The following is a 26,518-nucleotide window of genomic DNA, read 5'->3' as shown; positions in this document are numbered from 1 at the left end:
GATCGCCGTCCTCATCGGCATGAGCGCGATCCTGGGCCTGACCTCCTATTGGGGATGCCACGACGCCAACCATCCCGCTTTCTTCACGCCACTGATGGCGACGGCCAGTCTGGTCAAGGGTGGCACCGGCGACTTCTCGGTGAGCGGACGCACCTGCCCGAGCCCAACGCCGGTCGGCCTGGAACTGGCCCGCATCGCGGCACTGTCGGCGATCTTCACCGGGCTGGGGGGCGTCGTGGTGGGGGTATTCCGGGCCCAGGTGGACCGGCTGCGGGCCAACCTGGCTGATTCCGTCACCGCCATCGTCGGGATCGACGGCGACACCCAGTCAATCGTCAGCGAAGTCGCGCGGACGCTGGACCGACGCGGCACGCTGGTCGTCATCACCGGCGCCGGCGATGACCGGGTGCAGCGGGCACGCAGGCAGGGCGCCCGGGTGGTCCTGGTGGACTTCAACAACCCGTCCACGCTGGTGTCCCTGCGGCTGTGGCGACACCTGTCGCGCCTCTACCTGATGGCGCCCGACCCGGCGGTCAACCTGTTGTGGCTGAACCAGATCGGCCGCCGACTCGACGAGGTCGCCCACAAGCGCCGGTTGCCGCTGATCGTCCGGATGGACGACCCCTGGCTGGCGCAGGCCTGGCGGGCCCAGCAGTTCGGCGGGTCGGACATCCGGTGGGCGGCCGATGTGGTCGGCAGGTATGAGGTGACCGCGGCCAGGCTGCTCGACGGCATCATCGCAACGGGGCGAACGAGTCGGGTATTCGTCTGCGGCTCTTCGCAATTGACCCTCGCGCTGTGTGCCTACCTAACCCAGCGCGCGTTGGAACGCGACTTTTACACCCCGCCGGGCGTGGCGCCGTTGCCCGCGCTCACGCTGGTCGAAAGGGACGCCCAGGAGTACCTGGCGGATCACGAGTTCTACCGGCAGCAGGCGGGATTCATGTCGGAGGGACCGGCCATCGATGCCACGGCCGAGTCGCCGACGGTCCCGACCATGCTGAAGCTGATCGGTGATGTCGACCCCGCGACCAGTGCCGTGATCTTCGTGGACTCCCACGCCGCGACGACCGCCGCGCGGCTCGCGGCCCGCTTCCCCGACATGCCCATCTACGCCTCGGACCTCAACACCAGCATCAGTGACGACTCGATTCAGGTCGTCGGCCGGTTGCAGTCCTACTCGTTGGTGCTGGACACCCAGGAAGGCCAGGCGCAGGACGCCTGGGAGCGCGCGGCGAGGCTGATCCACGAGCGTTATGTGTCGACGATCGACGCGGCCGCGCCACGCTCCCCGGCGACGATGCCCTGGGCCGAGCTCAATGAGTTCTACCGGGGGTCCAATCGGCGTCAAGTGCGCAATGCGCTGTGGATGGTCGAGCAGATCGCGGGCCACACCTGGAATACGTGGGGCAGCCCGCCCGCCCAGCTGTCCGGCAACGAGATGGCGGGGCTGCCTCCCTTGGAACAGCTGGCCCTGATGGGCTTCGATCGGTATTCGGCGATGAGCATGGCCCGCGCGGAGCACGAGGATTGGTGCCGCTACTACCGCCACAACGGTTGGAAATACGGTTCGCCGCGCGACGATTCGCGCAAGATCCACAACAAGCTGGTCGACTGGTCGGTGGTCGAGAGCGATCCCGAGTTACTCAGTGCCGCGGTGCGCAGCCTGGCGGCCACGTTGTGGAGCCTGCGCCAGCTTGGCTTCCGGTCGCGCCCGCTCTGGCGATCCTTCACCCGGGTAGGGACGGTGGCCGCCGAACAGCGAAGCACCCCATGGACGTGGACGTCGGATTCGGGCCACACCATGCGCGCCGACGCCGGCGACTGGGCGATCCAGGAAGACGGCCGGGTGTGGTCGGTTCGCGACGACATCTTCCGGGATTCCTACGAGCCGGCCGGCGACGGGCGCTGGCAGCGCAAAGGGCGCGTCCAGGCCCGTCCTGCCTACCCGGGCGAGACGGTGAACACATTGGAAGGGCCGACCACCGCGGCGGAGGGCGACTGGGTCGTCCGGGGATCCACAGGCGAGCAGTGGCCGGTTCCCGGCGCAGAATTCGCGCGTCGCTATGCCGAATTCCACCCTCCCGAGGACGCTTCAGCGGTTGGCGGCGCCCAAGCTTAGGTTTCAGCCGTCGCCCCGGATAGGCGCGAATTTGCGCCGTCTGACACCGCCCAGCACTGATACGGTATCGGCGCATGCCCAATAGCCGGGTGCGCCGATTTCGCCGTTTGTTTGCTACGCCTCCCCGTAGGAGACCGTGATGCCGCTGTTCATCAGCTACTCGAGCCAAGACAGGGCGGCGGTCGACGCTCTGACGGCCGCGCTTCGGCGCGCGCAGCAACAGGTCTGGTTCGACCAGGAGCTCGGCGGCGGTGAATCGTGGTGGAACAAGATCCTCGAGCAGGTCCGCTCGTGCGACGTGTTCATCGTTGCGCTGTCCAACAACTGGCTGCAGTCCAAACCCAGCCAGGCCGAGTTGCGGTACGCGAGGGCACTGAACCGGCCGATCCTTCCCGTGCGCATCGGTGACGTCGACAGCATGCGCGTGAATCCCCTTGCGGCATTGCAGATCATCGACTACCGGGAACCGACCGTCGACGCCGGCATCCAACTCGTAACCGCCGTACACGCACTGCAAAGCAAGCCGGTGCCGTTGCCGGACCCGCTGCCCGAAGAGCCACCGGTGCCGTTCGGGTACATCACCCGGTTGGGTGACACCCTCGCCGAAAAAGAGCTCAGCCCGCAGGCACAGACCCAGCTCTTGATCGAATTGAGGCAGGGACTCGACGAGGACGGCGACGACCCCAGCGCCCGCGGCGACATCGGGCAGCTGTTGCGCATGCTGCGCCTGCGCCACGACGTCACCTACCGCACCCGCACCGAAATCGACAACGTGCTGGCCGAGATCGAGGCCAGGGACAGTTCGTCGGGGGGACCGTCGGAGACGACGACCCCGGCCCCTGCCGCACCGCAACCCGCCGCACCAGCATCGCCCACCGGTCCGTTGCCGAAGGCCGCCGCGCCCACGGCGGCGGGCGGGTCCGGAAAGAGGCTGATGATCCTCGGCGGCGCGGCTGCGGCGGTCATCGCGGCGATCGTGATCGCCGTCGTATTGACCATGCAGGGAGGCAAGACGAAGCCGTCCCCGAAAGCCGGCGGCACCCCCAGTTCGGCGGCGCCCAGCGCCCCGGCCGCCGGCAACGCCTCAAACTTGGACTCGTATCTGCTCGGCCCCGCCGACGTCGGCGCCGTCGTGGGCGACCCGAACCTGGTGGTTTCCGAAAAGGCCGCACAACTGCGCAACCTGCGGGCGACGCTGTCCAATCCGGACTGCAAGGGCGCATACGAACCCATCGAGGAATCGTCCTACAAGGGGGCGGACGGCTACACCGCGGTGAGCGGGCAAGCCGTGCACACCGCCGGCGAAAACCCGCCGCACCGGCTCTACGAAGCGGTCGTACAGTTCTCGTCGCCTGACAAGGCGACCGCGTTCGTGCAGGGGTCCGCGGACAAGTGGAAGGCGTGCGCCGGACAGCAGATCACGGTGAACTTCAACGGCAAGTCCTACGGGTGGACCTTTGGTGAGGTGACCGGGACCGTACCGAGGATCTTCCAGGCGCGGACCCAAGCGGACGGAACCCGGATCTGCCACCACGCGCTGCACGCGGTGTCCAGTGTGGTCGTCGACCTGCTGCTGTGCGGCCCCGACGCCGAGACCGGTCAGGCGGGCAAACTCGCCGGGCAGATAGCCGCGAAGGTGGGCCAGTAACCACTCCAGACATGGAGCGGCCCCCGAGCAAGGCTCCTGGTTGGACAGACCGGAAGCTCGGGGGCCGGGTGGCTACGGGGAATTCGCCAGCGCGCGTATATCGCCGGCTCTTCGAAAGCCACTGCTGCTAGCGCGCAGCCACCTCACATGTCCATGAAGCTATCAATTCTCGGACCACCTCCCTTCTTGTGTACGGCCGACCGTACCCGGGATTCCGCAAGCCGACAACACAATTCAGCGCTTAGCGATCGCTGACGATCGCCGAGTCGACCAGTGCGGCGAATTCGGCGGCCAACGGTGACCGGGGCAACGGCCGACCGTCGAGGGTGTGCACGCGGGCGGCCAACGTCATACTCGAGACCAGCCAGATCCCTTGCGCGGCATGGAGATCGGTGGGACGCAGCGCGCGGTAATCGCAGTCGTACCCTTTGGCCCGCGCCACCTCGAAAAGGGCCTGTTGCGTGGTGCCGCGCAAAATCGGATACCACGGCGGCGGCGTGAGCAGACACAGGTCCCCACCGGCCTCCGTCGCGATCACCACCGTCGAGCGCGGCCCTTCCAGGATGTAGCCGTCCGAGCTGACGAAGATCACGTCACCGGCGCCTTGTCGGGCGGCATGACGCAACGCGGCCATGTTGACCGCGTAGGACAGCGTCTTGGCGCCGGCCAGCAGCCACGGCATGGCGTCGGCACCGGCCGAGGGCAGTCCGCGGTCCAACGTCACCGCGGCCAGGCCCTCGCGCCGAACCGCCGTCACTCGTTCGGGGACGGGGTTGACCATCACATAGGTGGTCGGCTCCGTCCCGCCCTCCCGGCCGCGGCTGTAGATCAGGCGCATCGCGCCTTCGTCAGCGGTGTCCGCGACCCACTGCCGAGTGGCCAGCCCGATCGCATCGCGCCAGCTCGGCAGGTCCGGCTCGGGTAGGTCCATCAACCTCGCCGACTGGGTCAGCCGTTGCAGGTGGGACTCGACCAGACAGGGTCTGCCGTCGCGGATCAACAGAGTCTCGAAGATGCCGTCGCCGCGCACCGCCGCCAAATCGTCGGCGTGCAGCAGCGGCGCGTCCGGCGGATGAATCGCGCCGTCCAGCGTGACGATGACACCCGCCTGCCCTGCCATGAAGGTAAAGCCTAGCCGCGAATGTGAGGGTGGCCGCACGCTCGTCGGCGGGCGGCAAGGGGTCCGTAGAGTTGACCCATGACTGCAGTGCCTGCACCCGATGCCGGACCCGACGCGGGCGCCGTCTGGCATTACGGCGACCCCCTGGGCGAGCAGCGCGCGGCCGAAACCGCTGCAGTCGTGGTAGACCGCTCGCACCGGGCGGTCCTCACCCTGACCGGTAACGATCGCCAGAAGTGGCTCCACAGCATTTCCACGCAGCACGTCAGCGACCTCCCGGAGGGCGCCAGCACCCAGAACCTCAGCCTTGACGGTCAGGGCCGCGTCGAGGACCACTGGGTCCAAACCGAACTCGGCGGCACCACCTACCTGGATACCGAACCCTGGCGGGGCGAACCGCTGCTGGACTACCTGCGCAAGATGGTCTTTTGGTCCGACGTGACTCCGGCTGCCGCCGACATGGCGGTGCTTTCGTTGTTGGGCCCGGGCCTATCCGACCGGGCGGCGCTCGATGCGCTCGGCGTGGACGCCCTGCCCGCCGAGCTGACGGCGATCCCGGTGGCCGGCGGAGGCTTTGTGCGACGTATGCCCGGCGGTCCGTCCGGCCGAATCGAACTGGATTTGGTGGTCCCGCGCGGCGAGTCCGCCGGCTGGCAAAACCGCTTGGTGCAGGCGGGGTTGCGACCCGCGGGGGTGTGGGCCTACGAAGCACACCGGGTGGTGGCGCTGCGCCCGCGGTTGGGCGTCGACACCGATGAGCGAACGATTCCGCACGAGGTGGGGTGGATCGGCGGTCCCGGTGAGGGCGCCGTCCACTTGGACAAGGGCTGCTATCGCGGCCAAGAGACCGTCGCGCGGGTGCACAACCTCGGTAAACCGCCCCGGATGCTGGTGCTGTTGCACCTCGACGGCTCGGTCGAGCGGCCCTCGACGGGCGACCCGGTGCTCGCGGGTGGTCGCGTGGTCGGTCGTCTTGGCACCGTGGTGGATCACGTGGACCTCGGGCCGGTGGCCCTGGCGCTCATCAAGCGTGGGTTGCCCGCGGACACGAAATTGGCGACCGGCCCGCAGGCTTCGGTCGCTGCGGTGATCGACGCCGATTCGCTGCCGGCCACGGAACAGATCGGCGCGGGACGGCTGGCCGTTGAACGCTTGCGGGGCGGTGCGAGATAATTGTGAATGATGTCCGCCACAGCGGCAGGGGGCACCGACGCCCGACCATAAGGCACGGTAAACTGTCGGCAGGACAATAACGACACCAGGAGATCGGAGCCGCCTGATTCGGGCCGCTCCGTTATTGCGCGAGGGGGTTCCCCCATGGGCCGCGGCCGGGCTAAGGCAAAGCAGACCAAGGTTGCTCGAGAACTCAAATACAGTTCTCCGCAGACCGACTTCCAGCGGCTTCAGCAAGAGCTGGCAGGAACGGGTGCCGGCGACTCCACCGAGCTGGAGGACGACGGCGTCGCCGACTCCTGGGCAGACAGCGACGACTGGCGTCGCTAGAACTGACGCCGCGATGCCGATGGCACTCGCTTCGGCACGGAGCTAGCCCCGCTCCCGGCTTTTAGAATCTCGGGTGCTGACCGACGAGCTTTGCCCGCGGGCCCTCTTTACCGCCTTTGCAGACGGTTCCCAGCACCCAGCAGTCCAAGTGGCGGGCCGTCAAGATGGCCAGGGCCCGGTCGGTGTCCTCGGGGGCGACCACGGCGACCATGCCCACGCCCATGTTGAACGTCTTCTCCATCTCCTCGCGCGTCACCCGCCCACGCTGGGCGATCATGGCGAACACCGGGGCGGGCGTCCAAGTCCCGCGGTCGATCTCGGCAACCAGGCCGTGCGGGATGACGCGTTGCAGATTGCCGGCAAGTCCGCCGCCGGTGACATGGCAGAACGTGCGGACATGGGTTTCGGCGGTCAACGCCAGGCAGTCTTTGGCGTAGATCCGGGTCGGCTCCAGCAGCTCCTCGCCCAAGGTGCGGCCGAACTCTTCGACATACCCGGCCAGGTTCATCCGGTCGATCTCGAGCAGCACCGTGCGCGCCAGGGAGTAGCCGTTGGAATGCAGGCCGGAGGAGCCCATCGCGATGATGGTGTCGCCGGGTTTGACGCGTTCGGGACCCAACACGTCGTCGGCCTCGACGACGCCGATACCGGTCGCCGAGATGTCGTAGTGGTCGGGTTCCATCAGGCCGGGATGTTCGGCGGTTTCCCCGCCCAGCAGCGCGCAGCCGGCTCGCACACACCCCTCGGCGATACCCGCGACGATCGCGCTGAGGCGTTCGGGCACCGTCCGGCCCACCGCGATGTAGTCCTGCAGGAACAGCGGCTCGGCGCCACACACCACGAGGTCGTCGACCACCATCGCGACCAGGTCCAGGCCGACGGTGTCGTGCTTGTCCATCGCCTGGGCGACCGCCAGCTTCGTTCCCACCCCGTCGGTGGAGGCCGCCAGCAGCGGTTCGCGGTAGTCGTTGCGCAACGCGAACAGCCCGGCGAACCCACCGAGGCCGCCCCGCACCTCGGGCCTGGTGGCCTTCGTCGCAAGCGGCTTGAACATTTCAACGGCGCGGTCGCCGGCCTCAATGTCCACCCCGGCCGACGCGTAGGTGATGCCGTGGGTGCCCGGGCTTCGTCCGGGGCTTTTTCCGGGATCCGTCATCGCGATAAAGGCTACCGGGCGCCGCCGACCGCCGTTATCAAACGTCGTGGAAGGGGCGCGCCGGACGTCCGTCAGTGGACGATCGGCACTTCGTCGGGTGCCAGATCGTCGAGACCGGCTCCGCGGGCGGCGTTGGCGAGCATGTGCTCGATGACGTTCTTACCCAAGGCCGTCTCCTCGGGCAGTTCGATCGGATACTTGCCGTCGAAGCAGGCGGTGCAGAGCCGCGACGCGGGTTGCTCGGACGCCGCCACCAGGCCACGCAGCGAGATGTAGCCGAGGGTGTCCGCACCGATGGCGTGCCGCACGGCTTCGAGCATCTCCTCTTTGTCCTGCACGGCGTTGGCGATCAACTCGGCCGGCGAAGGGAAGTCGATGCCATAGAAGCAAGGCCACTTCACGGGCGGCGACGCGATGCGCACGTGGACTTCGACGGCACCGGCCTCGCGCAGCATCCGCAACAGCGCGCGCTGGGTGTTCCCCCGCACGATCGAGTCGTCGACGACGATGAGCCGTTTGCCGCGGATCACCTCGCGAAGTGGGTTGAGCTTCAACCGAATACCGAGCTGGCGAATGGTCTGGGACGGCTGGATGAAGGTCCGCCCGACGTAGGCGTTCTTCATCAGGCCCTGCCCGTACGGAATGCCGGACTCCTGCGCGTATCCCACCGCGGCCGGGGTGCCCGACTCCGGGACCCCGATCACCAGGTCGGCGTCGACCGGGCATTCACGGGCCAGCCGGCGACCGATCTCCACCCGGGTGGCGTGCACGGACCGGCCGGCGATCGTGCTGTCCGGACGCGCAAGGTAGACGTACTCGAAGACGCAGCCCTTGGGGGTGGGGTTGGCGAAACGCGTGGAGCGCACCCCGTCGGCGTCGATCGCGAGCAGCTCGCCCGGCTCGATGTCGCGCACGAACGACGCGCCGACGATGTCGAGGGCCGCGGTTTCGGAGGCCACCACCCAGCCGCGATCCAGACGTCCGAGCGAAAGTGGCCGCACCCCATGCGGATCGCGGCACGCATACAGCGTGTTCTCGTCCATGAACGTCAGGCAGAACGCACCGCGCACGGTTGGCAGCAGGTCCAGGGCCGCCTGCTCCAGCGTGGAGTCGGCCGCGCCGTGGGCCAGCAGCGCGCCCAGGATGTCGGAGTCCGTGGTGGCCGGGGCGGGCGCGCGGCGGGCGATCAGGCCCGCATCGCGGGCGCGGGCGGCGAGCTCGGCGGTGTTGACCAGGTTTCCGTTGTGCCCTAGGGCGACGCCGGTGCCGGCGGCGGTGTTGCGGAACACCGGTTGCGCGTTCTCCCACGTGGTGTCGCCCGTGGTGGAGTAGCGACAATGCCCGATGGCGACATGGCCCGGCATCGCCGCGAGCGTCTGCTCGTCGAACACCTGGCTGACCAAGCCCAAGTCCTTGAAGACGAGGACCTGCGATCCATCGGCGACGGCGATGCCCGCGGCTTCCTGCCCGCGATGCTGCAGGGCGTACAAGCCGTAATAGGTGAGCTTTGCGACGTCTTCGCCCGGGGCCCAGACCCCGAATACACCACACTCTTCACGAGGCGAGTTGAGGTCCTGCTCGGGTTCCTGGTCGGTCACAATTGGGGGGCTCCCTGGGGAACGGTTGGTGACGTAACGGAGTCTACGGGTCCGACGCCCGCGACCGCGAATTAACAGCGCGTGTTGAGGGGCGAAAATTCCCGCAGCTGACTCTAAACCTGCAGTTCAGGGTTACGATTCAGCCGACATCGAACAAGGGCAGACAGTGCTCGATCTCACCCGCCCGAGCGCCGGAAAGGCTCAGCGCAGCGGCGTCCTTCGCCTCCTGGAAAGACAACAGCCCGGTCGCCAGCAGCAGCCACGTCCGCGGATCGGTCTCCACGACGTTGGGAGGCGTGCCCCGGGTGTGCCTGGGCCCCGCGACGCATTGCACCGCGACAAAGGGTGGGATACGCACCTCGACGCTGGCGCCGGGCGCCACGGCGGCCAGAGTGCGCGCGGTGAGTCGGACGGCCGCGGCAAGACTCTCTCGGTCGGGGTCCGGCAGGGATTCGTCGCGTAACCAATCCGCCACCGCCAACACGGCCTGCCGAGTCTTTGCCGGATCGGCCTTTTCACGGGCGGCCATACCCTAGGGTCTCAAACTCATGGAGCGTCGTCGCCTGCGGCGCGGGCCACCGTACAAGACCGTCGGCCTCGTGACGGTCATCATCATGGGTTTGGCCGGGTCGCTCCTGTACCTGCAGTTCCGTGGCGATCTCACGCCGACGACGAAGCTCACCATGGTCGCCACCCGGGCCGGACTGGTGATGGATCCGGGATCCAAGGTCACCTACAACGGGGTGCAGATCGGCCGGGTGGCGAGCATTTCCGAGATCACCCGCGACGGCAAGCCGGCCGCCAAGGTGGTCCTGGATATCACCCCCCGATACGTCGCGATGATTCCGGCCAACGTGGCGGCGGCCATCAAGGCCACCACGGTCTTCGGCAATAAATACGTCGCGTTGAACTCGCCGCCGCAGCCCGCGGCCCAAGCGATCACGCCGTCAACCGTGATCGATGCGAGGTCGGTGACGACCGAGTTCAACACCGTGTTCGAGACACTCATCTCGATCGCGGAGAAAGTCGACCCGGTCAAGGTGAATCTGACGCTCAGCGCGGCCGCGCAAGCCCTGACGGGGTTGGGCGACAAGTTCGGCGACTCTGTGGTCAACGGGAACACGATCCTCGACGACGTGAATCCCCAGATGCGGGAAATCCGCGGCGACATCCGGCGGTTGGCCGCGCTCGGCGACACGTACGCCAACGCCTCGCCGGACTTGTGGGACGCGCTGGACCACGCGGTGACCACGGCGCGTGCGCTCAACCGCCAGCAAGGCGACCTGGATGCCGCGCTGCTGGCGGCGGCCGGCCTGGGCGGCGCGGGCGCCGACGTATTCGGCCGCGGCGGACCATACCTGGCCCGGGGGGCGGCCGATCTGGTGAGCTCCAGCCAGCTGCTCGATGAATACAGCCCGGAAATCTTCTGCACCATCCGCAATTTCAACGAGGTCGGACCCAAGATCCACAACGCCCTCGGCGACAACGGCTACTCGTTGGGCGCGCACGCAGCGGGCGCAATCGCCGGCGCGCCCAATCCGTACATCTGGCCGGAGAATCTGCCCCGAACCAACGCCAGGGGCGGCCCCGGCGGCATGCCGGGCTGTTGGCAGACAATCACCCGCGAGCTGTGGCCGGCGCCGTTTCTGGTGATGGACACCGGCGCAAGCATGGCCCCCTACAACCACTTTGAACTCGGTTCACCGCTTTTCGTCGAGCATGTGTGGGGTCGACAGCTGGGCGACTACACCATCAACCCGTGACGCCGCCGCACGCCGAGCGCGGCGATCGCGCCGGCCTCGTTGATGGCCAGGTGCACCAACATCGGCGCGGCGAGGCTGCCGGAACGCTCTGCCAGCCAACCGAATAACCAGCCCGCGATGCCCGTCACCAAAACGGTGCCCATCACCGGGTCGCCCGCCGACCTCGCGTCTGCGACGTGGGAGAGCCCAAAGCACGCCGCTTGCAACAACCTTCCGCCGGGCCTGCCACATGCCCCGGAAGCGACAACGGTCAGCGCCGCCCGGAACGCGGCCTCCTCGGCCCACACGGTCCCGACGGGAATGCGCAGCAGCAGCCAGGCGGGCACCGATCCGGGCGGCTCCCGCTCGGCCATCGATGCCCGCACCAACGGCAGCGCCGTCGTAGCCGCGATCACGCTCGCCGCCGCCGCGCCGGCCGCCGACCCCAGCCGCAACCCCACCCAAAGCCGCGGCGGAGATAAACCCAGCGGAGCACGCGTCACCAGCACCAGCAAGCCGGCCGCTCCGGCCTGCACCGCGACGCGCCAAGCGGCGGGTAGTCGCGGGCCGACAAAGCTCCAGCTGACCAGGGCGGCAGCCAATGAGAACGCACCTGCCCGGCGAAAACCGTTTCGGCCCATCAGCATTCGCCGGCGGGACTTATCCGAAGAGGTGGGGCAGCACCGACTCGGACGTCTCGCGCAGTTCGGCCAGCGACACCGTGAACAGGCCCTGAACCTCCACCGCGTCCGAGGCCTGGTCGACGACGCCGATGCGCACCGCGGGCAGCCCCCGCGCCTCACACATCGCCCGGAACCGGCTCTCCTCGGTGCGTGGCACCGCAATCAGGACCCGGCCCGCTGACTCGGAGAACAACGTGACGAACGGATCGGCACCCTCGGGAAGCACAATGCGGCAACCGGTTTCGCCCGCCAGGGCGGCCTCCACGATCGCCTGCGCGAGCCCGCCCTCGGACAGGTCGTGCGCCGCCGACACCAGCCCATCGCGGGAGGCCGCGGTCAGCACCTCAGCCAATAACTTCTCGTGCGCCAGGTCGACCGCGGGCGGCAGCCCACCCAGGTGGTCGGCCGTCACCTGCGCCCAGATGGAACCGTCGAGTTCATCGCGCGTATCGCCCAGCAGCATCAGGGTCTCGCCCGGTTCGCCACCCAGACCGGTGTGGATGCGCCGGCGGACATCGTCGAGCACACCGAGCACACCGACCACAGGCGTGGGCAGAATCGCTGCCGACCCCGTCTGGTTGTAGAAGCTGACGTTGCCGCCAGTGACCGGAATACCAAGGGCCGCACAGCCATCCGCTAGTCCCCGCACCGCCTGCGAGAACTGCCACATCACGCCGGGGTCTTCCGGAGAGCCGAAATTGAGGCAGTTGGTCACCGCGACGGGGGTCGCGCCGGTGACGGCGACGTTGCGGTAGGCCTCGGCCAGCGCGAGTTGGGCTCCGACATACGGATCGAGCAGCGTGTAGCGTCCGGACGCGTCGGTCGATAGCGCGATGCCGCGGCCGGTGGTCTCGTCGACGCGAAGCACACCACCGTCGGCGTGCTCGGCCAGCACGGTGTTGCCGCGCACATAGCGGTCGTACTGTTCGGTGATGAAGGCACGGCTGCACAGGTGCGGGCTGCCCAGCAGCGCAAGCAAAGTCGCGCGCAGCTCCTCTCCCGTCGCCGGGCGCGGCAGGCTCGTTGACCGGTCCGCGTTCAGGGCGTCCTGTGATTCGGGCCGGGCGACAGGCCGCTGGTACACCGGCCCCTCGTGTGCCACGGTGCGCGGCGGCACGTCGACAACCGTCTCCCCGCGCCAGGTGATCCGCAACCGGTCACCGTCGGTGACCTCGCCGATCACCGTCGCCAGCACCTCCCATTTACGACACACCGCCAAGAAAGCGTCCACGTTGTCCGGCGCCACCACCGCGCACATCCGCTCCTGCGACTCGCTGCAGAGCACCTCAGCGGGCGTCATGTCCTTGGCCCGCAACGGGACGGCGTCGAGCTCGATCGCCATTCCGCCGTCTCCGGCCGACGCTAATTCCGAAGTCGCGCAGGATAATCCGGCGCCACCGAGGTCCTGGATGCCAATCACCAGGCCGCCCGCGTAGAGCTCGAGGCAGCACTCGATGAGCACCTTTTCCATGAAAGGGTCACCCACTTGCACCGAGGGCAGCTTCTTGCGGGACCCTTCGCTGTCGAAGGTTTCCGACGCCAGCACCGACACCCCGCCGATGCCGTCGAGACCGGTGCGCGCGCCGAACAGGATGATCTTGTTTCCGGTGCCCGAGGCAAACGCCAGGTGCAGGTCCTCCTGGCGTAACACGCCCACACACAGGGCGTTGACCAATGGGTTGCCGGCGTAGCAGGCGTCGAAGACGGTCTCGCCGCCGATGTTGGGCAATCCGAGCGAGTTGCCGTAGCCACCGATCCCGCGGACCACCCCGTCGACCACCCGGCGGGTATCCGGCGCGTCGGCGGCCCCGAACCGAAGCTGGTCCATCACGGCGACCGGCCGCGCGCCCATGGCCATGATGTCGCGGACGATGCCGCCGACGCCGGTCGCCGCGCCCTGGTAAGGCTCGACGTAGGAGGGATGGTTGTGCGATTCCACTTTGAACGTGACGGCCCAGCCGTCGCCGATGTCGACCACGCCGGCGTTTTCGCCGATGCCGGCCAGCATGCCGGCGCGCATGTCGTCGGTGGTGGTCTCACCGAAGTAGCGCAGGTGGACCTTGGACGACTTGTACGAGCAGTGCTCGCTCCACATCACCGAATACATCGCCAGCTCGGTGTCCGTGGGTCGGCGGCCGAGGATCTCACGAATTCGCTGGTACTCGTCGTCTTTGAGACCGAGTTCGGCGAACGGCTGCGGCTGGTCGGGGCTGGCAGCGGCGCGCTCGACGGTGTCGATCGCCTGGGTGCGGGCGCTCGTCCCGGAGACTGTCACGCCAGACAGTCTAGGGCTGCGGTGACGTGGCCGTGGGGCGGCCGCGGGGGCTATTGACCGACGACGCAGAACACATTGCCCTCGGGGTCTGCCAGCACCACCCAGCGGAAATTTTCGCCGAATTCGTGCCGGCCCACCTCGGTGGCCCCGGCGGCTATCAGCCGAGACACCTCGGCATCAACGTCGGCGGCGCCGAAGTCGAGATGCACGCGGTTCTTCCCGGGCGTGGGGTCGGGCACCTTCTGGAATCCGAGGCGGGGTCCTTCGGACAAACTCACCGCGGTGAACTCGTCGGCGAGCAATTCCTGCGTCGTACCACCGAACTGCTCGGCCCACCATCCGCCCAGCTTCGCGGGATCCCGGCAGTCGAAAGTGATCATCTCCACGTTGAGCGCCATACCGCCAGACCATAGGCCTCTCACGGGCTCAGGCCCAGCTTTGTGCCTGTGCCGTCATCCAGCGGTTACGCGATGGTCAGGAAGTCGGCCATCATGGCCATGTCTTCGTGCTCGAGGTTGTGGCAATGCAGCAGGTAGGAGCCAGCGTAGTCGGTGAAGCGGGTGAGGACTTCCACGGTCTCGGCCGGGCGGACGTCGACGGTGTCTTTCCAGCCCCCGTCGAAACGTCCGGGCGCGCGGTTGTTGCGGGAGAGCACTTGGAAGGAGTTCAGGTGCACATGAACGGGATGGTGGAACTCGCTGATCAACCGCCAGATTTCTGTCGTGCCGAGCCTGGGGCGCGCCAGCGGCCGGCCCGGTTGATACGGCAGGTCGTTGATCGTCCAGACGCCTCTTCTGCCTAGGCGGAAGAGGAAGGTCCGGGTGGCCACGACTTGCTCTCGGCCGAGGGGGGCGCTGGTGCCGAGCCGCTCGGGGATCGCTGAATCATCGGAACGGTCGCTGCCGACGACGTCGAACCGCATGACCTCGGCGGCGCTTCCGGTACCCAACAGGTTGAGGAGGCGCACGCTTGTTCCACGCTGATAGCGGCCGAAGTCGACGACAACCTCGAAACGTTCGGCCGGAGCGATGTCGATGAAGTCATGGCTTACCGGCCGCGCGAGCAATCCGCCATCACTGCCGATTTGCACCAGTGCCGCCCCTCCAGGCGGCTGCGGGTCCAATTGCAGGCGATAGCGACGGGCGTTGGATGCGTTGAGTAGCCGCAGGCGATAGCGGGCAGGATCGGTTTGCAACACCGGCCATGGCGCACCGTTGACGAGGATGACGTCGCCCAGGACGCCGTTCATGTAGTCGCCCGTCACCCCACCGGGGTCAGCGGCCGGGTACCGGAACGAACCATCGGCGGCGAACGCACGATCGGCGATCATCAGCGGGATATCCCGGAAGCCGCGAGGCAGCGGCAACGCGTCTTCCTCGTCGTCGTGAACCAGGTGAAATCCGGCCAGCCCGCGCCACACCGCGGCACCGGTGTAGCCCATGCGGTGATCGTGGTACCACAACGTTGCGGCTCGCTGATCCAGCGGATAGACGTAATCACGTTGCCCGACAACGCCGTTGCGCGCCATGTCCATTGCGGCCGGTTGACCGGCCTGCGGCAGGATGAAATCGGTCGGGTACCCATCGTGGTCCGGTGGGGTGTGCCCGCCATGCAGGTGTACCACCACCGGCACCGGCAGAGCGTTGCGGTGCCGCACGACGGTGCGTCGGCCGGACCGCGATGCAATAGTTGGGCCGGGAAAGCTCGTGTTGTAAGTCCATGCCGCGGTGGTCATCTCGGGCAGGATGCGTAATTGCGTGACCTGCTGCGTGATCTCGTAGTAGTCGGTGTGAGCATCGGTGCCGACTGGCGTCAATTGTTCCGGGATCGGCAGCGGGACTTGGTAACGGGCAGGCAGTTTGGTCTCACTGCGCATCAGTCGCCCCGACTCGGCGGAGCCCAGCAGTGTGCTGGACAGTGGCCAGCCGGCGCCCACAACCCCGATCCCTGCCGCGGCGGCGCCCAACCGCAACGCGCTGCGTCGATTCACCGAGTCACGTCCTGCTGTTCCGCGAGAGGGAGTGCGGTCAGCGGCAGGCGCCAAACCGACGCGGTCAGCTGCAGGATTCCGGCAATCAGCAGAACTCCGAGCGGAACGTGCAGGCCCGTCAGCCGCAATTCACCCGAGGCGAACTCGGCGACGAAGAGAATCGTCACGAGCGTACCCACCGCTACCGGCCACCGCGGCCCGCCTGTCCTGCTGACGATCACCAGCACAACCACCTGCACGACGGAGAGCACCGTGGTCACTTTGGCGCCGACTGAGTGCAGCATCAGTGCGTTGTACTGCCCGCCCAGGAAACTGCCGGCCAGTGCGGCCTGAGCCACCGCCAGGATCGCCAGCGTGGTGCTGGTAGCACGGGCGACTACCCGGGGCCAGCGCTGGTTAGCGTCGCGAGACCACCAGCCTGCGTACAGCTTGGCGTCTGTCATGGTTCTCCTTCGTCATGGGCGTCGGATCCGTGCTCAGGAATGACGACGAGACGGCGCCTCGAAAAGTTACGCACGCAGCTGTAACTTTCTGCGCCGCCGATCCGTCCTTGAATTACGAGCTGCTCGGTTAGAACCTCGGCGGTTCCCATCACAGCCGATTCCACGTTCGCCGCAACGGAATACACCAAGGAGAAGTGATGTCCAGTCCGACGCCGCCCCGCTGGCTGAAGCCGATGAACAAGTTCATGATCGCGATGCAAAAGCTGGGTGTACCCACGGGACCGCCCATGGTTTTGACGGTGCCGGGCCGCAAAACGGGACGACCGCGCAGCACGCCGATGACACCCTTCAGGCTGGACGGACAGCTTTTTGCCGTGGCCGGATTCCCCGGTGCCGATTGGGCACGCAATGCGCGCGCCGCCGGCGCCGGGACGCTCCGCAAGGGCCGAAAGGTGCGGCGAGTCAGGATAACTGAGCTGACCGCCGAGCAGGCCCGCCCCGTGTTGCGGGAGTACCCGATCCAAGTGCCGGTCGGTGTCGGCTTCTTGAAGCGCTCGGGCCTGGTGCGTGACGGCCATCCCGAAGAGGTCGAGGCGCTGGCAGGCCGGATCGCCGTGTTCCGATTGGACCCCATTCCGGCGGGCTAACTCCCGACGATTCCCCTATCGGTCGACCATCCTCGGAGCCACCAACATGCACACCGCGTACCTTGCCGTGACGATAATTGCCATCGCCCTCGACGGATTTTCGGGCGTGAGCGCGCTGCTCCACTTCGCGCCCATCATTCCGCCTATGCGACGGGCCGGGGTCCCACTGTCCTGGCTGAGATTCCCCATCGGCACCCTGAAAACCCTAGGCGCGCTTGGGCTTGTGGTCGGACTGTGGATTCCAGCGATCGGCATCGCGGCGGCGGCCGGGCTGACCATCTTCTTTATCTGCGCGATGTACACCCACGTAGTCGCCAACGATATTTCCGGTCAGTTCGTCTTCGCCGGGTTCGTGCTCGCACTCAACGCCGCGACCTTCGCACTCACCCTGATTGCCCACCCGGCTGTCGTCTAAGCCTCACGGCTCGGGCGAAAGGAACGCGCGCATCGCCGCCGAGTAGGTGACTACGTCGTGAGCGCCCATCAATTCCCGCGCGGAGTGCATCGCCAGCTGTGCGGCGCCGATGTCGACGGTGGGGATGCCGGTCCGGGCCGAGGCCAGGGGCCCGATCGTCGACCCGCACGGCAGATCGGCGCGGTGCTCGTAACGCTGCAGGGCGACCCCGGCCTGCTGGCAGGCCAGCGCGAAGGGCGCGGCCGTGCGCCCGTCGGTGGCATAACGCAGGTTCGGGTGCACCTTGAGCACCGGGCCGGCGTTGACCTCGATGAGGTGGCCGGGCTCGTGCCGCTCCGGATAGTTGGGGTGGGTGGCGTGTGCCATGTCCGCCGAGGCCAGCAACGACTCGGGCAGCCGACGCAGGAAGTCTTCCCGGGTGCCGCCGGCGGCGAGCACGATCCGCTCGAGGACGGTGCTCAGCAGGTTGGACTGCGCACCGTGATCGGAAGACGAACCGACTTCCTCGTGGTCGAAAAGCACCAGCACGGGCACGACGCCACGCGGCTCGGCGGCGAGCAGAGCCTCCATCCCGGCATAACAGCTGGCCTGGTTGTCCAGTCGGGGAGCGCTGAGTAGGTCACCGTCGGCGCCGAGCACCGTCGATCGGGTGAGGTCGTGGGTCATCAGGTCGGCGGACAGGACCGCTGCGGGCGCAACCCCGGCGCGTTCCGCGACGAAGTCAACGAAAGACCTCGCTTCGGCGCCGACGCCCCAGACCGCGTTGACGTGTCGCTGCGGGTCCAGCGTCAGTGATTTGCGGTCCTCGGCCAGGTGAATGGCAAGCTGCGGTACTCGAAGGATCGGCTCGTCTATCCGGACCAGCCGGTGCTCGATCCCCGTGCCTCGAGCACTCGAGTGCACCGACAACCGTCCGCTGATGCCCAGGTCGCGGTCCAGCCAGGAGTTAAGCCACGCTCCGCCGTACGGTTCCAGCGCCACGACGCGCCAACCGGCGACCAGCCGATCCGGATGCTGCTTGACCCTTAGGTTAGGGCTGTCGGTGTGTGCGCCGACGATCCGGAACGGGCCGTCGGGCCGATCGGAATTCCAGGCGACCAGCGAGCCGGCCCGCACCGTGAAATAGCGACCCGGTTGGTCCGGCCAGCGGTTGGCCTCGCTCAGTTCGGTGTACCCGGCGGCGGTCAACCGCGCCGCCACCGTGGCACAGACGTGAAACGGCGACGGAGAAGCGTCGATGAATTCGCAGAGGCCTGCGGCGCTGGCCGACATGTTCAACATCATGGCTGTCGCCGACGACGGAGTTCACGCTAGGTCCGATTGCGCGGCTCCTTGCTCGCGCACTTCCTGCGCTCGCCGTCGCCACGCTCGGTCTGATTGCGCGGCTCCTTGCTCGCGCACTTCCTGCGCTCGCCGTCGCCACGCTAGGGTCGCCCATGTGCCTCCCGTCCAGCCGCAGCCGATCCTCGAGCCGTTGACGCCTGCGGCGGTCTTCCTGGTAGTGACCATCGACGACGGCGGGGAAGCGACGGTGCACGACGCGCTTCCTGAGATCTCCGGACTGGTGCGTGCGATCGGGTTCCGCGAGCCGCCGAAACGGTTGTCAGCCATCGCCTCGATCGGCTCGCGAGCCTGGGATCGCTTGTTTTCCGGTCCGCGGCCCGCCGAGTTGCACCCGTTCGTCGAACTGAAAGGTCCGCGGCACACCGCCCCGGCCACGCCCGGGGATCTGCTGTTCCACATCCGGGCCGAGAGCTTGGACGTGTGCTTCGAATTGGCCGACCGCATCCTGAGGTCAATGGCCGGTGCCGTCACCGTCGTCGACGAGGTACACGGATTCCGCTACTTCGACAACCGCGACCTGTTGGGCTTCGTCGACGGCACCGAAAACCCCGACGGTCCGTTGGCCGTCAGCGCCACCGCCATCGGCGCCGAAGATCCCGAGTTCGAGGGGTCGTGCTACGTGCACGTGCAGAAATATCTGCACGAAATGTCTTCGTGGAACGCGCTGTCGGTCAGCGAGCAGGAGTTGGTGATCGGCCGGACCAAGCTGGAGAACCTCGAACTCGACGACGACCAGAAGCCGGCCAACGCCCACATCGCCCTGAACGTGATCACTGACGACGACGGCACCGAGCTGAAGATCGTGCGGCACAACATGCCGTTCGGCGAGCTCGGCAAGGGCGAGTACGGCACCTACTTCATCGGTTATTCCCGCACGCCGCGAGTCACCGAACAGATGCTGCGCAACATGTTTCTCGGGAATCCACCGGGGAACACCGACCACATCCTCGAGTTCTCCACCGCGGTCACCGGAGGCTTGTTCTTCTCCCCCACCGTGGACTTCCTCGATGATCCACCGCCACTGCCCGCAGCGCCGGTGGCGGAAACGTCTGTTGCACAAGACGGCTCACTTTCGATCGGCAGCCTGAAAGGAAACCCTTCATGAACAACCTCTACCGCGACCTGGCACCGGTCACCGAAGCCGCTTGGGAAGAAATCGAAACGGAGGCGACCCGGACATTCAAACGCCATGTCGCCGGGCGCCGGGTGGTCGACGTCAGCGGCCCCGGCGGCGCGGTCACCGCGGCGGTCAGCACTGGCCGCTTGATCGACGTGGCGGCACCGTCCGACGGCGTGGAGGCTCACCTGCGTGCGAGCAAACCCCTTGTCCGGCTGAGGGTTCCGTTTACCCTCTCGCGTTACGAGATCGACAACGTCGAGCGTGGTGCGCAGGACTCCGACTGGGACCCGGTCAAGGAGGCCGCCAAGAAGTTGGCGTTCGTGGAAGACCGGGCGATCTTCGAGGGCTACGCCGCCGCGTCGATCGAGGGCATCCGCTCCGCCAGCTCGAACAAGCCGCTGACCTTGCCGGCCGATCCTCGCGAAATTCCCGATGTCATCACGCAGGCGATCTCCGAATTGCGGCTGGCCGGCGTCGACGGCCCGTACTCGGTGTTGCTGTCCGCCGACGTCTACACGAAGGTCAGCGAGACCACCGAACACGGCTATCCGATCCTCGAGCACATCGACCGGCTGGTTCCGGGAGACATCATCTGGGCGCCGGCCATCGACGGTGCTTTCGTGCTCACCACCCGTGGCGGCGACTTCGATCTACAGCTCGGGACCGACGTGTCGATCGGTTACACAAGCCACGATGCGGACACCGTGCAGCTGTATCTGCAGGAGACCCTGACGTTCCTGTGCTACACCGCCGAGGCGGCGGTCCCGCTGAGCTCCTAGGAATAAATGCCGGCGCGCGGCTGCTGAGCGGGAGACAAGTGAACTTCTCTCCCGGAGGCAGGGTCCGATGGCAACAACAATGGCAGGCTCCACCGCGCTGGTGACCGGAGCCACGTCGGGTATCGGCCGCGCAATCGCGCTGAAACTCGCGGGGCGTGGCGTCGAGGTTGTGGTGCATGGCCGCGACGCCGAACGGGGCGCGAAGACGGTGCGCGAGATCGAAAACGCCGGAGGCAGGGCGCGTTTCGTCGCCGCAGACCTTAGTGACGCCGACGATGTCCGCCGGCTTGCGGCCGAGACTGGGCCGGTCGACATATTGGTCAACAACGCCGGTATCTACAAATTCGGCGCGACCGTAGACACCGACGACGCAACGTTCGGCCAGCATGTGAATACCAACCTGCGCGCGCCTTACATTTTGGTCCAGCGATTGGTGCCGGGCATGATCGAGCGCGGCGGCGGCTCGGTGGTCAACGTGAGCACCGTCGCGGCTTCGGTGCCGGCGAGCGGTGCCGGCATCTACGGCGCCACCAAGGCCGGCCTCGAATTGCTGACCCGGGTGTGGGCGGATGAGTTCGGGCCATCCGGGGTGCGGGTGAATGCCATCGCCGCCGGGCCCACCGACACTCCCGGCGTCGCGGCCCTGCCCGGCGTGTTGGAGGCGGTGGCAGCCAGCACCGCGCTCGGCCGGCCGGCCGATCCTGGCGAAATTGCCAGTGCGGTCGTCTTCCTCAGTTCCACGGACGCCAGCTATGTCAACGGCGCGGTGTTGCCCGTGGCCGGCGGCCAGCTTGCAATCGCCGCCTGAGGCAGGGCTTTTCGCCTATGCGTCCAGCACTAGATCTGTCTCTGGAGCCGCCGAGCAGATGAGTATCGTCCCCTGCTCGGGCGGCTCCAGCGGCGGCTGCGCGTAACTGGCCCTGCCGGTGACGACACCGGTGACGCACACATGACACACGCCGCTCCGGCAGGAGAACCGGGTGGGCACGTCGCAAGCCTCGGCCAGTTCGAGGATGCTCTCGAATTGGCCTGACCAATTCACCGTTAGTCCGCTGCGCGCGAACGTGATTGACGGTCCGGTTCCCGGAGTTCCCGCCGGGGGATGCGGCGGGATACGGGGAGCGCCGTCGACGATACCCGGGTTGATCGACGGCAGGGCGCCGAATAGCTCGCTGTGGATCCGCTCAGGGGCCAAGCCCTCCGCGATGAGTGCTTCGCGCATGTCGCTCATGAATTGTGTTGGGCCACAGAGGTACGCAGTGGCATGAGCCGGGATACCCAGCGCCGCGAGTGTCGACCGGCCCAACCGCCCCTGCGTGTGCGTATAGAACACCGACTGCCGCGCGTGCGGCAACGACTCGATCAAGCTGGTGACTTCGGCTGCGAACGCCTGTTTTTGAGGACTGCGGGCGGTGTGCACCCACCAAATCTCGCGGGTGCTGCGCACCGCCGCGAGCGCATGCAACATCGCCAAGACCGGTGTGATACCGATTCCCGCCGAAAGCAGCAAGACTGGGCCGTCACCCTCGGTGAGGTGAAACTCACCTCGCGGTGCGGCGGCCTCCACGACCGAGCCCGCTTCGATGTGCTCGTGCAACCAACGGCTCACCAGACCTTGCTCTTCACGTTTGACGCTGATGCGGTAGTACCCGGCGCCCGGGTCGCCCGAAAGCGAGTAGCTGCGCAGCGGCACTGGTGCGCCCGCGCCGGGGAGTCGCACCGTCAGATATTGCCCAGGGAGCGGCGGTGGGAGACTCGCTTGGTCGTCGGCCTCCATCCAGAGAGACATCACCTGTGAGCTTTCCCGGCGTATTGCGTTGACACGCAAGGGACGAAAGCCCTCCCACGCCGGTTGCGCCGGGGCTGCGGAAGCCTGCTGCGCTGCGAGCATGTCGCGGAACGACTGTTGCCAGCCCGGACTGAGCGCGGTGACGTCGACGACCTTGCGAAGCCGGTCGACGTCGCGGTTCGGCAGATAAAGTAGCGCATCGACGTCGGCGACGCTGAGCTCGTGTCTACCACGGTTGGTCCGCACGATGTCATCGCCGGCACGGACCTCTCCCTCAGTGATCACCCGGAAGTAGAATCCCGGACGCCGTTGGGAAACAAGCAAATTCGGCATCCTGGGATCGTTCAGGCGCATTCCAACGCGGAAGCAGGTGACCCTGGGCTGGGTCACCTCGAACTCGGCCCCACCGATCCGGTAGCGGTCACCGATGCACACCTCGTCGTCGGGCAGCCCGGTGATCGTGAAGTTCTCCCCGAAGTGGCCCGGCACGAGGTCGTCGCGGCCCAGGTAGCTCTTCCAAAAGTCGTAAGACTCGGTCTGATACACCATGACGGCGCGCTGCTCGCCGCCGTGGCCGCCGAGATCGCCCTGGGCGTCGCCGTCGAGGTTCAGGCGGCGCACCATGACCGGCCCCTCGACCGGTGTCTTCCAGATCCCGGTATAGACGGTCTTGTCATGCCACTGAACGTTCTTGGGCATGCCGACGTTTACCGAAATCAGCTTGCCCACTATTCACCTCCGGGCTTCGCCAGTGGGACGGCCGGCCCAGAATATGCCGCTCCGTGCCGAAGGGCAACAGATGGCGCGACTGTTGCACCGCGCCCGCTCAGGTGCATAATGGGTTGCGTAACCCAAATTTCTGGTGAGCAGGATGCCCCGCGCAATTGAGGAGAATGGCCATGCCAGCCGTGCATCATCGATACGCCACCGTCGACGGCCACCGGCTCTTCTTCCGCGAAGCGGGCGACCCGAACGCTCCCGCGCTGGTGCTGTTGCACGGGTTTCCGACCAGCTCCTACATGTTCCGGCATCTGCTTCCGGCGCTCGCCGACGATTTTCACGTCATCGCGCCGGATCACCTGGGCTTCGGGCTTTCCGACGCGCCGTCCGTGCAGCAGTTCGACTACACCTTCGATGTGCTGACCGACCTCACTGCCGGGTTGCTGCGCGCGCTCGGCATCGACAGACATGCCATATACGTCCAGGATTACGGCGCGCCGATCGGTTGGCGGCTGGCGCTACGCGACCCCTCGGCGATTACCGCGATCATCACCCAGAACGGCAACGGCTACGACGCGGGATTCGTCGATAGCTTCTGGAAGGTTGTGCGGGCCTACCAAACCGAACAGACGCAGGAGACGGAGGCCGCGGTACGGCAATTCCTTACGCTGGACGCCACGCGATGGCAGTACGTCACCGGCGTTCCCGACCAGACCCTCGTCGACCCGGAATCGTGGCATCACGACTACGCGCTCATATCGCGGCCGGGCAACGACTTGGTGCAACTGAAATTGTTGCGGGACTATGCCACTAATGCGCCGCTCTATCCACGCCTGCACGAATACTTTCGCGCCAGCCAGGTGCCGCTGCTGGCGGTGTGGGGTCGCGGTGACGAGATCTTCGGTCCGGCCGGTGCCGAGGCGTTCGCCGACGACCTGCCGGATGCCGAGATCCGCCTGCTCGAGGGCGGCCACTTCCTGCTGGAGTCCGCACTGGACGACGTCACCGCGCTGATTCGCGGGTTCCTGACCAAGGTTGACATGACCGCCTGACCGGTTCCGGAATCAATGGGTTGGATATCCCATAGTTCTTAAGGCGCGCGGGTTAGCCTGACGCGATGGCACATTCCGATGTTCGAGACGAACAACGGTTGACCGCCAAGGGGCGCGCCACCCGGGACCGCATCGTGGAAGCGGCCGCCCAGCTGATCGTCACCGAGGGCCTGTCCGCGGCGAACATGGAAAACGTCCGCAAGGCGGCATCGGTCAGCGGTTCGCAGCTGGCCCACTACTTCGCCGACAAGAGCGCTCTGATTCGCGCGGTCCTCAGGCGTCAGATCGGCGTGGTGCTCGACTTCCACCGGCAGCCCTCGCTGGGAGGCCTGGACTCCTTCGAAGGCTTCGAGCGGTGGATCGACCTCAACATGCGGTACCTCAGGCGCATCGGATATTTCGGCACGCCCACCTACCACGCGCTTGCCGCCCAGCTGGCGAAGTCCGACGACGCGACGCGCGAAACGCTGGCGGCCGGCTATTGGCAGTGGATCGAGCTGCTCCAGGCAGCGATCCAGCGGATGAAGGACGGCGGCGCCTTGGTCGCGGACGCCGACGCCCGACGATTGGCGATGGTCATCGTCGCCGCCCATCAGGGCGGGGGCACGTTGGCCTTCACCTACCGGGCGGAGTGGCCCCACGCGGACGCGGTTCGATTCGCGATCAACTACCTACGCAGCTTTGCCACCGAACCCGGCGAGCGGGTTACCCGACCTGCGCGGCGTCCACGGGGCCGGCGGAGGACCGTCACGTGAGCGACTACGGCCCAACGCGATTCACCAGCAAGGGACTGGCGACTCGCGCGCGCATCGTTAACGTAGCCGCCCGTCTGATGTTCGAGCGGGGCGTCGCCAACACCAGCATCGAGCAGGTTCGGCGCGCCGCGGGGGTGGGCGGCTCTCAGATCGCGCACTATTTCCGGGACAAACGCGATCTGACCCGCCAGGTCGTTGCCACCCGCCGCGAAGACGTGCGGGCATTCCACACCCAGCCACCGCTCGGCGCCCTGGACAGTGTCGACGCCCTGCAGGCATGGGCCGACGCCTGCGTCGCCGACATAGACGCCGTGTACCGCGTCGGCGGTTGCGTCTACGGCTCGTTGGCGGGTGAGCTGATCGACGCCGACGATCAGATACACGACGATCTCTCCGCCGGGTATGACCAGTGGATCGACCTGTTTCAGGCCGGCTTAACGGCGATGCGCCGACGCGGCGACTTGCGCTCCGGCGCGGACCCCCGCCACTTGGCGGTGTCGCTGGTCGTCGCGCATCAGGGCGGTGCGATGTTGACGTATGCCACCGGGGATCCGGAACCGCTGCGGACCGCCGTCAACGCCGCCGTCGACTACGTCCGCTCGTTCGCGACACCCGCGCGCAAGGACTGAGCCAAATCACGACAACCAACCCCTGGACAGATTGGGACGCATAGCCCATAATAAATGGGTCAGCTGTCCCATTATGCGCCGGAGACCTAACCATGGTTACGCACCTCCGGATTCGTTGAGGCGGCGAGGAATTCGGGAGGAGCGCCACTTGTCCACCAGCGACGCATCCCAGCTGCCGACCGCCCCCGCGATGGTGCGCGAGCAGCCCGGCGGGGAAACAATGCGCGCGATCATCCTTAGCGGGTTCGGCGGCCTGGACAAGCTGGTCTTCGCCGACGTTCCGAAGCCGCTGCCCAAGAACGGCGAGGTGGTGATCGAAGTCAAGGCGTTCGGCATCAACCACGCCGAGATGCACATGCGGCGCGGGGAATGGGCCGAAGCCGCGGAAATCAGCGGCATCGAATGCGTCGGCGTCGTCGACTCATGCCCGGGCGGCGAATTCCCGGTGGGCGCCAAGGTGGCGGCGCTGATGGGTGGTCTGGGCCGAACCATCAACGGTAGCTACGCGCAGTACACCCGCGTACGCGCGGCGAACGTTGCCCTCATCGAATCCGAGCTGCCATGGTCGGATTTGGCCGCGCTGCCCGAAACCTACGCGGTCGCTTGGACATGCCTCTTCCGCAACCTCGACTTGAAAGTCGGCCAGACGCTGGTGTTGCGCGGCGCGACATCGTCGTTGGGCCAGGCCGCACTGAAGATGGCCGTCGCCACCGGTGCGCGCGTCATCGCCACCGCGCGGACTCGTGGCCGGTTTCCCATGCTGGAGGAGCTGGGCGCGTCGCGCGTCGAATTGGAGAGAGGTGACCTGGCCGAGCACCTCGCCGAAGCCAAGCAGGTGGACGCGGTCTTGGACCTGGTCGGCAACAGCACCATCCTGGACTCCCTCGACATGCTGCGCCGCGGTGGAACGGCCTGCTTGGCGGGCTGGCTGGGCGGGCTCGACCCGATCGGAGATTTCAATCCACTGCTGCGCATGGCGAGCGGTGTC

General features: G+C 67.0%; 23 protein-coding genes and 1 pseudogene. 13 read left to right on the top strand and 11 right to left on the bottom strand.

Annotated elements, in window-relative coordinates:
* A partial coding sequence (locus A5697_RS13105; RefSeq protein ID WP_068010816.1) for a hypothetical protein occupies positions 1–2,122 on the top strand: 2,122 nt, incomplete at its 5' end.
* Between the two features lie 139 nt (positions 2,123–2,261).
* A complete protein-coding gene (locus A5697_RS13100; protein ID WP_068010808.1) occupies positions 2,262–3,770 on the top strand; it encodes a sensor domain-containing protein in 1,509 nt (502 codons plus the stop codon).
* A gap of 241 nt (positions 3,771–4,011) precedes the next feature.
* Here the strand turns inward: A5697_RS13100 and A5697_RS13095 are convergent, their stop codons facing one another.
* Positions 4,012–4,890 carry an aminodeoxychorismate lyase gene (locus A5697_RS13095; protein ID WP_067948634.1) on the bottom strand — a complete coding sequence of 293 codons (879 nt, stop codon included), beginning with the start codon at positions 4,888–4,890 and terminating at the stop codon, positions 4,012–4,014.
* A gap of 78 nt (positions 4,891–4,968) precedes the next feature.
* On the opposite strand from A5697_RS13095, the gene A5697_RS13090 reads away from it, so the two are divergent.
* Both A5697_RS13090 and A5697_RS13085 read left to right on the top strand, forming a co-directional pair.
* Positions 4,969–6,063, top strand: coding sequence for a folate-binding protein YgfZ (locus A5697_RS13090; protein ID WP_068010806.1), 1,095 nt, complete (start codon positions 4,969–4,971; stop codon positions 6,061–6,063).
* Positions 6,064–6,207: 144 nt separating this feature from the next.
* A complete protein-coding gene (locus A5697_RS13085; protein WP_067948638.1) occupies positions 6,208–6,393 on the top strand; it encodes a DUF3073 domain-containing protein in 186 nt (61 codons plus the stop codon).
* A 61-nt stretch (positions 6,394–6,454) separates the two neighbouring features.
* Here the strand turns inward: A5697_RS13085 and purM are convergent, their stop codons facing one another.
* From purM to A5697_RS13070, 3 genes are all read right to left on the bottom strand, one after another.
* On the bottom strand, positions 6,455–7,549 hold the full coding sequence (purM, locus tag A5697_RS13080; RefSeq protein ID WP_066957902.1) for a phosphoribosylformylglycinamidine cyclo-ligase: 1,095 nt from the start codon (positions 7,547–7,549) through the stop codon (positions 6,455–6,457).
* Positions 7,550–7,620: 71 nt separating this feature from the next.
* A complete protein-coding gene (purF, locus tag A5697_RS13075) occupies positions 7,621–9,147 on the bottom strand; it encodes an amidophosphoribosyltransferase (RefSeq protein ID WP_067948640.1) in 1,527 nt (508 codons plus the stop codon).
* A gap of 139 nt (positions 9,148–9,286) precedes the next feature.
* Positions 9,287–9,676 (bottom strand): sterol carrier family protein, encoded by a 390-nt coding sequence (locus A5697_RS13070; protein ID WP_068010805.1) that lies wholly within the window; start codon positions 9,674–9,676, stop codon positions 9,287–9,289.
* Between the two features lie 19 nt (positions 9,677–9,695).
* On the opposite strand from A5697_RS13070, the gene A5697_RS13065 reads away from it, so the two are divergent.
* A complete protein-coding gene (locus A5697_RS13065) occupies positions 9,696–10,910 on the top strand; it encodes an MCE family protein (RefSeq protein ID WP_068010803.1) in 1,215 nt (404 codons plus the stop codon).
* Here the strand turns inward: A5697_RS13065 and A5697_RS13060 are convergent.
* From A5697_RS13060 to A5697_RS13040, 5 genes are all read right to left on the bottom strand, one after another.
* Positions 10,892–11,530 (bottom strand): CPBP family intramembrane glutamic endopeptidase, encoded by a 639-nt coding sequence (locus tag A5697_RS13060; protein WP_068010812.1) that lies wholly within the window; start codon positions 11,528–11,530, stop codon positions 10,892–10,894. The two genes, A5697_RS13065 and A5697_RS13060, sit on opposite strands and share 19 nt — an antisense overlap.
* Before the next feature lie 19 nt (positions 11,531–11,549).
* Positions 11,550–13,847 (bottom strand): phosphoribosylformylglycinamidine synthase subunit PurL, encoded by a 2,298-nt coding sequence (gene purL / locus A5697_RS13055; RefSeq protein WP_068010801.1) that lies wholly within the window; start codon positions 13,845–13,847, stop codon positions 11,550–11,552.
* Between the two features lie 50 nt (positions 13,848–13,897).
* The gene (locus A5697_RS13050) at positions 13,898–14,245 is read right to left on the bottom strand and encodes a VOC family protein (RefSeq protein WP_067948648.1); all 348 of its coding nucleotides are present in this window, start codon (positions 14,243–14,245) and stop codon (positions 13,898–13,900) included.
* A 65-nt stretch (positions 14,246–14,310) separates the two neighbouring features.
* A complete protein-coding gene (locus A5697_RS13045) occupies positions 14,311–15,837 on the bottom strand; it encodes a multicopper oxidase family protein (RefSeq protein WP_068010799.1) in 1,527 nt (508 codons plus the stop codon).
* The gene (locus A5697_RS13040; protein WP_197500988.1) at positions 15,834–16,280 is read right to left on the bottom strand and encodes a hypothetical protein; all 447 of its coding nucleotides are present in this window, start codon (positions 16,278–16,280) and stop codon (positions 15,834–15,836) included. The genes A5697_RS13045 and A5697_RS13040 overlap by 4 nt, the downstream gene beginning before the upstream one ends.
* A 197-nt stretch (positions 16,281–16,477) precedes the next feature.
* On the opposite strand from A5697_RS13040, the gene A5697_RS13035 reads away from it, so the two are divergent.
* Positions 16,478–16,927 (top strand): nitroreductase family deazaflavin-dependent oxidoreductase, encoded by a 450-nt coding sequence (locus A5697_RS13035; protein WP_067948650.1) that lies wholly within the window; start codon positions 16,478–16,480, stop codon positions 16,925–16,927.
* A 46-nt stretch (positions 16,928–16,973) separates the two neighbouring features.
* On the top strand, positions 16,974–17,342 hold the full coding sequence (locus tag A5697_RS13030) for a DoxX family protein (RefSeq protein WP_068010798.1): 369 nt from the start codon (positions 16,974–16,976) through the stop codon (positions 17,340–17,342).
* Between the two features lie 3 nt (positions 17,343–17,345).
* Here A5697_RS13030 and A5697_RS13025 read toward each other — a convergent pair whose 3' ends face one another.
* Complete coding sequence (locus tag A5697_RS13025) at positions 17,346–18,614, bottom strand: M18 family aminopeptidase (protein ID WP_067948681.1); 1,269 nt, start codon at positions 18,612–18,614, stop codon at positions 17,346–17,348.
* 166 nt (positions 18,615–18,780) lie between these two features.
* Between A5697_RS13025 and A5697_RS13020 the strand changes: the two genes are divergently transcribed.
* From A5697_RS13020 to A5697_RS13010, 3 genes are all read left to right on the top strand, one after another.
* A complete protein-coding gene (locus tag A5697_RS13020) occupies positions 18,781–19,791 on the top strand; it encodes a Dyp-type peroxidase (RefSeq protein WP_068010794.1) in 1,011 nt (336 codons plus the stop codon).
* Positions 19,788–20,585, top strand: coding sequence for a family 1 encapsulin nanocompartment shell protein (locus A5697_RS13015; protein ID WP_068010792.1), 798 nt, complete (start codon positions 19,788–19,790; stop codon positions 20,583–20,585). The genes A5697_RS13020 and A5697_RS13015 overlap by 4 nt, the downstream gene beginning before the upstream one ends.
* A gap of 79 nt (positions 20,586–20,664) precedes the next feature.
* Complete coding sequence (locus tag A5697_RS13010; protein ID WP_231972063.1) at positions 20,665–21,393, top strand: SDR family NAD(P)-dependent oxidoreductase; 729 nt, start codon at positions 20,665–20,667, stop codon at positions 21,391–21,393.
* A gap of 15 nt (positions 21,394–21,408) precedes the next feature.
* On the opposite strand, the gene A5697_RS13005 is transcribed toward A5697_RS13010, so the two are convergent.
* Positions 21,409–23,103: an MOSC and FAD-binding oxidoreductase domain-containing protein gene (locus tag A5697_RS13005; RefSeq protein WP_068010788.1), complete on the bottom strand. Its 1,695-nt coding sequence runs from the start codon at positions 23,101–23,103 to the stop codon at positions 21,409–21,411.
* A 170-nt stretch (positions 23,104–23,273) separates the two neighbouring features.
* On the opposite strand from A5697_RS13005, the gene A5697_RS13000 reads away from it, so the two are divergent.
* The 3 genes and pseudogenes from A5697_RS13000 to A5697_RS12985 form a co-directional block, all read left to right on the top strand.
* Positions 23,274–24,146 (top strand): alpha/beta fold hydrolase, encoded by an 873-nt coding sequence (locus A5697_RS13000; protein WP_068010810.1) that lies wholly within the window; start codon positions 23,274–23,276, stop codon positions 24,144–24,146.
* A gap of 65 nt (positions 24,147–24,211) precedes the next feature.
* A pseudogene (locus A5697_RS28760) lies at positions 24,212–25,530 on the top strand (TetR/AcrR family transcriptional regulator).
* Positions 25,531–25,720: 190 nt separating this feature from the next.
* The coding region (locus A5697_RS12985) for a zinc-binding dehydrogenase (protein WP_156673285.1) at positions 25,721–26,518 on the top strand (798 nt) is incomplete at its 3' end.

Source organism: Mycobacterium sp. E3251 (assembly GCF_001666835.1).
Taxonomy (GTDB): domain Bacteria; phylum Actinomycetota; class Actinomycetes; order Mycobacteriales; family Mycobacteriaceae; genus Mycobacterium.
This window is presented reverse-complemented; position numbering and strand designations above follow the sequence as displayed.